Source organism: Kitasatospora sp. NPDC040550 (assembly GCF_055594965.1).
The window spans coordinates 25,198-33,851 of the sequence record NZ_JBVIWC010000049.1; the positions used below are offsets into that span (position 1 = coordinate 25,198).

10 protein-coding genes are annotated in these 8,654 nt (G+C 71.9%); 8 read left to right on the forward strand and 2 right to left on the reverse strand.

Features of this window, described 5'->3' with window-relative positions; genetic code table 11:
• The first annotated feature begins 13 nt into the window (after nucleotides 1-13).
• The 7 genes from ACZ58X_RS39310 to ACZ58X_RS39340 all read left to right on the forward strand — a co-directional run bounded on the left by ACZ58X_RS39310 (nucleotide 14) and on the right by ACZ58X_RS39340 (nucleotide 6,129).
• Nucleotides 14-805: an ABC transporter ATP-binding protein gene (locus ACZ58X_RS39310; protein WP_402490595.1), complete on the forward strand. Its 792-nt coding sequence runs from the start codon at nucleotides 14-16 to the stop codon at nucleotides 803-805.
• A gap of 121 nt (nucleotides 806-926) precedes the next feature.
• Nucleotides 927-1,349 (forward strand): NfeD family protein, encoded by a 423-nt coding sequence (locus tag ACZ58X_RS39315; RefSeq protein WP_470338360.1) that lies wholly within the window; start codon nucleotides 927-929, stop codon nucleotides 1,347-1,349.
• Nucleotides 1,350-1,359: 10 nt separating this feature from the next.
• A complete protein-coding gene (locus tag ACZ58X_RS39320) occupies nucleotides 1,360-2,412 on the forward strand; it encodes an SPFH domain-containing protein (protein WP_402490590.1) in 1,053 nt (350 codons plus the stop codon).
• A 230-nt stretch (nucleotides 2,413-2,642) separates the two neighbouring features.
• Complete coding sequence (locus tag ACZ58X_RS39325; protein WP_470338361.1) at nucleotides 2,643-3,401, forward strand: sulfite exporter TauE/SafE family protein; 759 nt, start codon at nucleotides 2,643-2,645, stop codon at nucleotides 3,399-3,401.
• Between the two features lie 73 nt (nucleotides 3,402-3,474).
• On the forward strand, nucleotides 3,475-3,654 hold the full coding sequence (locus tag ACZ58X_RS39330; RefSeq protein WP_360241223.1) for a DUF1272 domain-containing protein: 180 nt from the start codon (nucleotides 3,475-3,477) through the stop codon (nucleotides 3,652-3,654).
• 59 nt (nucleotides 3,655-3,713) lie between these two features.
• Nucleotides 3,714-4,019 carry a 4a-hydroxytetrahydrobiopterin dehydratase gene (locus tag ACZ58X_RS39335; protein WP_470338362.1) on the forward strand — a complete coding sequence of 102 codons (306 nt, stop codon included), beginning with the start codon at nucleotides 3,714-3,716 and terminating at the stop codon, nucleotides 4,017-4,019.
• Between the two features lie 178 nt (nucleotides 4,020-4,197).
• The gene (locus ACZ58X_RS39340) at nucleotides 4,198-6,129 is read left to right on the forward strand and encodes an outer membrane protein assembly factor BamB family protein (protein WP_470338363.1); all 1,932 of its coding nucleotides are present in this window, start codon (nucleotides 4,198-4,200) and stop codon (nucleotides 6,127-6,129) included.
• A 7-nt stretch (nucleotides 6,130-6,136) separates the two neighbouring features.
• Here the strand turns inward: ACZ58X_RS39340 and ACZ58X_RS39345 are convergent, their stop codons facing one another.
• Nucleotides 6,137-6,667, reverse strand: a complete 531-nt coding sequence (locus ACZ58X_RS39345; protein WP_470338364.1) for an HNH endonuclease — start codon at nucleotides 6,665-6,667, stop codon at nucleotides 6,137-6,139.
• A gap of 298 nt (nucleotides 6,668-6,965) precedes the next feature.
• Here ACZ58X_RS39345 and tyrS point away from each other — a divergent pair, with 298 nt between their 5' ends.
• Nucleotides 6,966-8,258: a tyrosine--tRNA ligase gene (tyrS, locus tag ACZ58X_RS39350; protein ID WP_470338369.1), complete on the forward strand. Its 1,293-nt coding sequence runs from the start codon at nucleotides 6,966-6,968 to the stop codon at nucleotides 8,256-8,258.
• Nucleotides 8,259-8,429: 171 nt separating this feature from the next.
• Here the strand turns inward: tyrS and ACZ58X_RS39355 are convergent.
• A partial coding sequence (locus ACZ58X_RS39355; protein ID WP_470338365.1) for a hypothetical protein occupies nucleotides 8,430-8,654 on the reverse strand: 225 nt, incomplete at its 5' end.

Genomic DNA, 8,654 nt, shown 5'->3' on the forward strand with positions numbered 1-8,654 from the left:
GGAAGGCGTGGGCATGAGCGACGTGCTGGAGCTGGTGGACGTATCCGTGGTCCGGGAGGGGCGCGCGCTGGTCGACCAGGTCTCGTGGTCCATCTCCGAGGGTGAGCGCTGGGTCATCCTGGGCCCGAACGGCGCCGGCAAGACCACCCTGCTGCAGATCGCCTCCTCGTACCTCTTCCCGACCTCGGGCAAGGTCTCGGTGCTGGGCGAGAAGCTGGGCGAGATCGACGTCTTCGAGCTGCGCTCCCGGATCGGCCTGGCCGGTGCCTCGATGTTCGACAAGCTGCCGGCCGAGCAGACCGTGCTGCAGACCGTGCTCACCGCGGCCTACGGCATGACGGTCAGCTGGCAGGAGTCCTACGAGCAGTCCGACGAGGGCCGCGCCCTCGCCCTGCTCGACCGGATGGGCATGGCTGCCCTCACCGGCCGCAAGTTCGGCACCCTCTCCGAGGGCGAGCGCAAGCGCACCCTGATCGCCCGCGCCCTGATGACCGACCCCGAGCTGCTGCTGCTCGACGAGCCGGCGGCCGGCCTGGACCTCGGCGGCCGGGAGGACCTGGTCCGCCGGCTCGGCGCGCTGGCCCAGGACGAGTTCGCGCCGGCCATGGCGATGGTCACCCACCACGTCGAGGAGATCGCCCCCGGCTTCACCCACGTGCTGATGATCCGCCAGGGCAAGGTGCTCACGGCCGGCCCGATCGACACCGAGCTGACCGCCCGCAACCTCTCCAAGTGCTTCGGCCTGCCGCTCACCCTGGAGCGTCACGGCGACCGCTGGTCGGCGCAGGGTCTGCCGCTGGGCTGACCCCCGGTCCGTCCGACTTTCGCACAGGCCGTCGGAACCGGTCGCACGGGCGACCGGTTTCCGCCCCTCGACCTGCGGGAACTGTCCGCCTCGAAGGCCCTTCGCTCCCTAGGATGGTCGTGTGGACAGCTGGATCTGGTGGCTCCTGGCCGCCGCAGCACTCGGCATACCGCTGGTGCTCACCGCGATGCCGGAGTTCGCCATGTTCGCGGTCGGCGCGCTCGCGGCCGCCGGGGTGGCCGGGCTGGGCGTGGGGGTGGTCCTCCAGGCCGTGACCTTCCTGGTGGTCTCGGTCGCGCTGGTGGCCTTCGTCCGTCCGATCGCCTACCGGCAGCTGCAGAAGGGCCCGCAGGTCAAGATGGGCATCGAGGCGCTCCAGGGCGCCACCGCGGTCGTCGCGGAAACCGTCGACGGGGAGGGCGGTCGGATCAAGCTCAACGGTGAGATCTGGTCGGCCCGCGCGCTCCACCCGGACCAGGTCTACCAGCCCGGGCAGCAGGTCGACGTCGTCGAAATCCAGGGCGCGACCGCCCTGGTCGTCTAGGGGAGAGTCCGTGGAACCCGTCCTTATCGTTTTGGTCGTCCTGGTCGTGGTGGCCTTCATCGCGCTGATCAAGACGATCCAGGTCATCCCGCAGGCCAGCGCCGCGATCGTGGAGCGCTTCGGCCGCTACACCCGGACGCTCAACGCAGGGCTGAACATCGTCGTGCCGTTCATCGACCGGGTCCGCAACCGGATCGACCTGCGCGAGCAGGTCGTCCCGTTCCCACCCCAGCCGGTGATCACCCAGGACAACCTGGTCGTCAACATCGACACCGTCATCTACTACCAGGTCACCGACCCCCGGGCCGCCACCTACGAGGTCGCCAGCTACATCCAGGCCATCGAGCAGCTGACCGTCACCACGCTGCGCAACATCATCGGCTCGATGGACCTGGAGTCCACCCTGACCTCGCGCGAGGTCATCAACGCCGGTCTGCGCGGCGTCCTGGACGAGGCCACCGGCAAGTGGGGCATCCGGGTCAACCGCGTCGAGCTCAAGGCGATCGAGCCGCCGACCTCCATCCAGGACTCGATGGAGAAGCAGATGCGCGCCGACCGTGACAAGCGCGCCGCGATCCTCACCGCCGAGGGCCAGCGCCAGGCGCAGATCCTCAAGGCCGAGGGTGAGAAGCAGGCGGACGTGCTCCGGGCCGAGGGTGAGGCGCAGGCCGCGGTGCTGCGCGCCGACGGTGAGGCGGCCGCGATCCGGACGGTGTTCGAGGCCATCCACGACGGCGACGCCGACCAGAAGCTGCTCGCCTACCAGTACCTGCAGACCCTGCCCGAGCTGGCCAAGGGCGACTCCAACAAGCTCTGGATCATCCCCAGCGAGGTCGGCGACGCGCTCAAGGGCCTCGGCGGTGCCTTCACCGGCCTGGCCGGCAACGGCGGCGGCGCCAACGGCGGCGCGGTGGCCGCGCCGAGCGTTCCCCAGGCGCCCCCGGCGGCGACCCAGGTGCCACTCGACCCGGCGGCCGGGCCGCGGCCGGTGGACGTCGAGAAGGGTGCCGCCCGCCCCCGGGTGGACCCGGCGCGGGAGTACCGCAAGATCGACCCGGAGTGACCGGACCGGTCTTCCGGTCGGGGCCCGCTGCCTGCTGGTGGCGGGCCCCGCCGTTTCTCCGGTCCGTGCCCGGGTGGTGCCCCGGGTGGTGCCCTGGTGGCGGTCGCGCGTGGTGCCCCGGGTGGTGCACCGGTGGTGTGGCGTACGTCCCGAATGGTGGTCGGCCCTGGTCGGGCGGGTGCGCCGTCCGGCATGATCCCCTCGGACAGGACCACGAGGAGGGGTGACCCATGACGCTCTGGGAGGCGATCGCCGTCCTGGTGGCCGGCGTCGGCGCCGGGATGATCAACGTGATCGTCGGCTCCGGCACCCTGATCACCTTCCCGGTCCTGCTCGCGGTCGGCATCCCGCCGGTGACCGCCAACGTCTCCAACTCCTTCGGCCTGGTCCCCGGTTCGCTCAGCGGCGTGTTCGGCTACCGCCGCGAACTGGCCGGCCAGGGCCGCCGGCTGCGCCGGATGGGCACCGCCTCGCTGCTCGGCGGGCTGCTCGGCGCGCTGCTGCTGACCACACTGCCCAGCGGCGCCTTCGACGCGATCGTCCCGGCGCTGATCCTGCTCGCCCTCGTCCTGGTGGTGCTCCAGCCCCGGGTGGCCAAGGCCGTCGCGGCCCGGCGGCGCGCCGACGGCGATCCGGACGGCGGCCCGGTGCTGCTGGCCGGGGTGTTCCTCACCGGCATCTACGGCGGCTACTTCGGCGCCGCCCAGGGCGTCCTGCTGATGGCGCTGATGGGCATGCTGCTCCAGGAGGAGCTGCAGCGGATCAATGCGGTGAAGAACGCGCTGGCGCTGATCGTCAACGGGGTCGCCGCCCTGTTCTTCCTGTTCACCACGACGGTGAACTGGACGGCCGCCGGGCTGATCGCGGCGGGCTCGCTGGTCGGCGGCCTGATCGGCGCCAAGGTCGGCCGCCGCCTCCCGCCGACCGCGCTGCGCGGGGTCATCGTGGTGGTCGGGCTCGCGGCCGTCACCAAGCTGCTGCTGAGCTGAGTTGACCGGGCGTCGGACGGCTGTGGGATCGTACGACCGACCGAACCGCCGTACGTGAACCGGAGAGTGTGCCATGGCCCTGGAGATGCGCGAGATCTGCGAGCGCTGTGAGGTGTCGCTGACCGCCGACGGCCCCGCCTCGATATGTTCCTTCGAGTGCACCTTCTGCGCCGACTGCACCGAGGCGATGGCCGCCAACTGCCCCAACTGCGGCGGCGAACTGGTGGTCCGTCCGCGCCGGAAGGCCGCCTGACCGGAACCCCGACCGACCGGCACCCCGCCGGTCCGACCGACGACCCCCGGAGCGCACCGATGAGTAGCAGGGCCCGACTGAGCGAGGACGAGATCGTGGCGGCCCTGGCGGCCGCGCCGCTGTGGCACCGGGACGGCGACAGCATCGTCCGCAGCGCCGACGCCCCCGACTTCCCGGCCGCGATCCGGGTGGTCGTCGCCGTCGCCGAACAGGCCGAGGCGCTCGACCACCACCCCGACGTCGACATCCGCTGGCGCACCCTGCGCTTCGTACTGTCCACGCACAGCGCGGGCGGTCTCACCGGCCTGGACTTCACCCTCGCCGCCCGGATCGACGAGGCCCTGCGCGCGGAGTCCGCGGTCTGAGGGCTCACTCCGCCTCGCCCGGCCCGCTCCGCCGTGCCCGGCCCGTTCCGGCCCGCTCCGCTCCGTCCCGTTCCGGCCCGGTCCGTCCCGCGCCGAGGGCCCAGGCGGGCGGCCGGGGCGGGCGTGAGATGCTGACTGCCGCAATCGGCAGCCGGCGGGGGCAGGGAGGGACGGAACGGTGGCGCAGGAGCCCTTCGGAGACCCCCACGCCCAGCAGCAGCCGTGGTACCCCCAGGGCCCGCAGCAGGACTGGCCGGGGTACCACGACCCGCAGCAGCAGGCGCAGTGGCAGCACCCGGAGCCGCACGGGCAGTGGCCGCAGGTGCCGCACCACGAGCAGCAGGGCGGCCACTGGCAGCCGACGTACGACCAGCAGGGCGGGTACGGGCAGACCGGCTACGTCGAGGGCGGGTACGCCCAGGGGCAGCAGCCGTACCAGCCGTACCAGCAGCCGTACTCCGAGTACCCGGCGTTCCCGGGCCACGGGCAGCAGCAGCCGTACGCCGCCGAGGCGCAGGACCGGCCGATGGCGGACGGGCTGTACGTCCCGGCGGGGGCGGAGTACTCGGCCGACGGGTACGTGCGGCTGGAGGAATCCCCGGAGTCCCTGGAATCCCCGGAACCCCCCGTGGAGCCGGCGACGGCGGTGGGGGAGGCCGGTGACCAGGTCGCCGCGCCCGCCGAGCCCGCTGCGCGCTCGCGTGCGGGCCGGCGTGGTGACGGCGGTTCCGCTTCCGCTTCCGGTTCCGCCTCCGCCTCCTCGCTCGTGGACAAGGTCCGGTCGGCCGTCCTGACCGGGGAGCACGTGCCCGGTCGACGGGCCCTGCTGGTGCGGGCCGGCGCCGGGGTGGCGGCGCTCGGCGTGCTGATAACCGCCGCGCTGACGGTCGGCGCCGAGGGCGGCGGCAGTGCGGCCGCGAGCAGCGGGGGCGAGCCCGGGTTCGCGGTGGCGCACACCAAGGCCTGGTCCGCGCAGCCCGTAGCCGCCGCGCAGCCCGCGGGTGACGACACGCTGGTCGGCAGCTGGCTGCTGGCCGACGCGGTGGTCCGCGCCGACGGTTCCGGCGTGCACGCCTACGACCGGACGGCGGGCAAGCCGACCTGGTCGGTCGAGCCCCCGGCGGCCGGGGCCGTCCCGTGCGGACTGTCCGCGGGCGTGAACCAGGCCGGGCTGGGCGCCGCCCTGTTCCGGCCGCAGGCCGACCCGAAGAGCCCCTGCACGCTGGTCGCCGCCGTGGACACCAAGACCGGCAGGACCACCTGGACCAAGACCCTCTCGGACGCCAAGGGCGCCTACTCGGCGCGGATCGGCGTCACCGAGGACATGGTGATCGCGGTCGGCGACGACCGGGCGGTGGCCTGGGCGTCGGCCGACGGGAAGGACGTCTGGCAGTACACCGGCCAGGGCAAGTTCTGCACCCTGTCCGGCGGCGTCACCGGCAAGACCGTGCTGGTCGCCTCCACCTGCGCCGACTCCACGCCCGCCGACCAGGCCGTCTCGCTGAACGCGGCGGACGGCAAGGTCGGCTGGTGGCGGGGCCTGAACAACCAGCCGAAGACCGTCACCGTGCTCTCCGCCGAACCCGCCGTGGTGCTCACCACCGGCGCGAAGCCCGAGGACGACCGGGTGTTCGCCTGGGGAGCGGCCGGCGACCCGGCTGCCGAGATCCCGGTGGTCACCGACGGCGGTCGGCTGGCCGTCACCCACGGAACGTTTTCGGCCACCCCCGAGGTCTTCTTCGACGGCCGCACGATGGTGGCCGCGATGACCCCGGCGAACCCGGGCGGGCCGGTGTCCGCGGTCGGCTACGACCTGGACACCGGCAAGCAGCGCTGGAAGGCGCCGACCGCGGCCAAGGGCACCGCCAGGGCCGTCGGCATCGACGGCGGCTCGCTGGTGCTGGCCGCCGACGAGCGCCGCGACCAGCCCGCCCGCCTCGGCCGCTTCCCGTTGGCGGGCGGCCAGGAGGCGGTCGGCGGCAACTTCCCGTCCGGCACCGGCTCGCTGCTGCTCTCCGGGCGGGTGCTGATCGGTGGCGGGCAGGTGGTCGTGGTGCCCGAGCACGCGGCCAACTACGGCACGGCCGCGGGCTTCCAGGCGAAGGGCTGAACCGTCGCTAGGCCGCTGTGACCGGCTGCCCCGGTACGGCCGGCAGCCAGTCGGCGAGCTCCCGGGCCTCCGAGCCGCGCAGACCGAGCGCCAGCATCAGGGTCGCCTGCGGCGTCGGGACGAACGGGCGCCGCAGCAGCTTCATCCCGGCCTGCTCTGGCGTCCGGTCGGCCTTGCGCTGGTTGTCCTCGGCGCACGCGGCCACCGTGTTCAGCCAACTGTCCTCGCCGCCGCGCGACTTGGGGTGCAGGTGGTCCACCGTGGTGGCCCGGTGCCCGCAGTACGCGCACAGGTGTTGGTCCCTGGCCAGGACTCCCCGCCGCGACCACGGGGCCTGTTGTCGGAACGGCACCCTCACGTACCTCTGCAGTCTGATCACCCGGGGCACCGGAACGACCACGCCCGTACCCCGGATCGAGCGCAACGGATGCGCCTGCTCCACCACCGCCTTGTCCTGGAGCACCAGGACGACGGCGCGCTGGAGCGACACCGTCGTCAGGGGCTCGTAGCTCGCGTTCAGAACCAGCGTGTTGCGCACTCGGCACACCCTTCCCACGGGCGTGCCACGGCGGCACGACCGTCTCCACACACGTCACTGCCGCCGCGCGGCGGTGAAACCACTCTGAATGGGCCCACAGCCGACTAACAACGGAATTTCCGGTATCGGGGAGGAACCCGGGGGAGGGACCCCGGCCGACCGACCCGGTGCCTCGGGGAAAACTCGCTGGCCGGAACCGCGTAGGCTCTATCAGGCTGGAGTCGTACCGACCCGGAGCCCGACCGAACCGAACCGGGCCGACAACGGGCGGACGCCCGATCGAAGGAGAAGCGTGACCGTGACGGACATCGTCGACGAGCTGCGGTGGCGTGGGCTGATCGCCCTGTCCACCGACGAGGACGCACTGCGCAAGGCGTTCGCGGACGGCCCGGTCACGTTCTATTGCGGCTTCGACCCGACGGCCCCCAGCCTGCACCTCGGCAACCTGGTGCAGATCCTCACCATGCGCCGCATCCAGCAGGCGGGGAACCTCCCGCTCGGCCTGGTCGGTGGCGCCACCGGCCTGATCGGCGACCCGAAGCCCACCGCCGAGCGCGTGCTCAACGACCCCGAGACGGTGGCCGGCTGGGTCGAGCGCCTGCGCGGCCAGATCTCGCGCTTCCTCGACTTCGAGGGCCCGTACGCGGCGCGCATGGTCAACAACCTGGACTGGACCTCCGGGATGTCGGCGATCAGCCTGCTGCGCGACGTCGGCAAGTACTTCCGCGTCAACAACATGATCGCCAAGGAGGCCGTCGCCCGACGCCTCAACTCCGACGCGGGCATCAGCTACACCGAGTTCAGCTACCAGATCCTCCAGGGCATGGACTACCTGGAGCTGAACCGCCGCTACGGCTGCACCCTGCAGACCGGCGGCAGCGACCAGTGGGGCAACCTCACCGCCGGCACCGACCTGATCCGCAAGGCCGACGCCAAGTCCGTGCACGCGCTGGCCACGCCGCTGATCGTCAAGGCCGACGGCACCAAGTTCGGCAAGACCGAGTCCGGCACGGTCTGGCTCGACCCCGAGCTGACCACCCCGTACGCCTTCTACCAGTTCTGGCTGAACGCGGACGACCGGGACGTCTCCAACTTCCTGCGGATCTTCAGCTTCCGCTCGAAGGAGGAGGTCGAGGAGCTGGAGCGCGAGACCACCGAGCGCCCCGCCGCCCGCCTCGCCCAGCGCGCCCTGGCCGAGGAGCTCACCACGCTGGTGCACGGCGCCGAGCAGTACGAGCGCGCGGTTGCCGCATCCAAGGCCCTGTTCGGGCAGGGCGACCTGGCCGACCTGGAGGCCCAGACCCTGGCCGCGGCCCTCGCCGAGGTCCCGAAGGCCGAGGTCACCGAACTCCAGCCGATCGTCGACCTGTTGGTCGCCGTCGGCCTGGCGCCGAGCCGCTCGGCGGCCCGCCGGACGGTCAAGGAGGGTGGTGCCTACCTCAACAACGTCAAGGTGACGGACGAGGAGGCGGTGCCGACCGAGGCCGACCTGCTGCACGGGCGCTGGCTCGTGCTGCGCCGCGGCAAGCGGAACCTGGCGGCGGCGGAGCTGGTGCCGGCGTCGGCCGAGTCGGCCAACGCGGCCGAGTGACTGAGCGACTGAGCGACTGAGTGACTGAAAACCGACGCCGCTGAGCTGCGGCTTCGACGATCGAGGGCGGGATCCAGCCGGATCCCGCCCTCGACGTTTGACGATGTCCTCCAGGTGGCCTAGTGTTGAACGAGTCGCTAGAGCGGCCACCCCACTCAGCAAGACCCACTCTCACACTTCGAAGCCCATTCGGTTGGGTTCGTCGGCGTATCTGCCAACAGGTGTGAGCGTGAATTTCGAGTCACTCTTGAAATGCGCTAAAGTGGTGGTCGTCGCGAAAAGCGGCCCGACCAGTTCGGAAAATCGGATGAATGAAACTCCGGAAAACGGAGCGGAAAACATCTGGTAAGCTGGAAACACGAAAGAACGAAGCGCCCGGAGGGCCCGCTGGAAGGC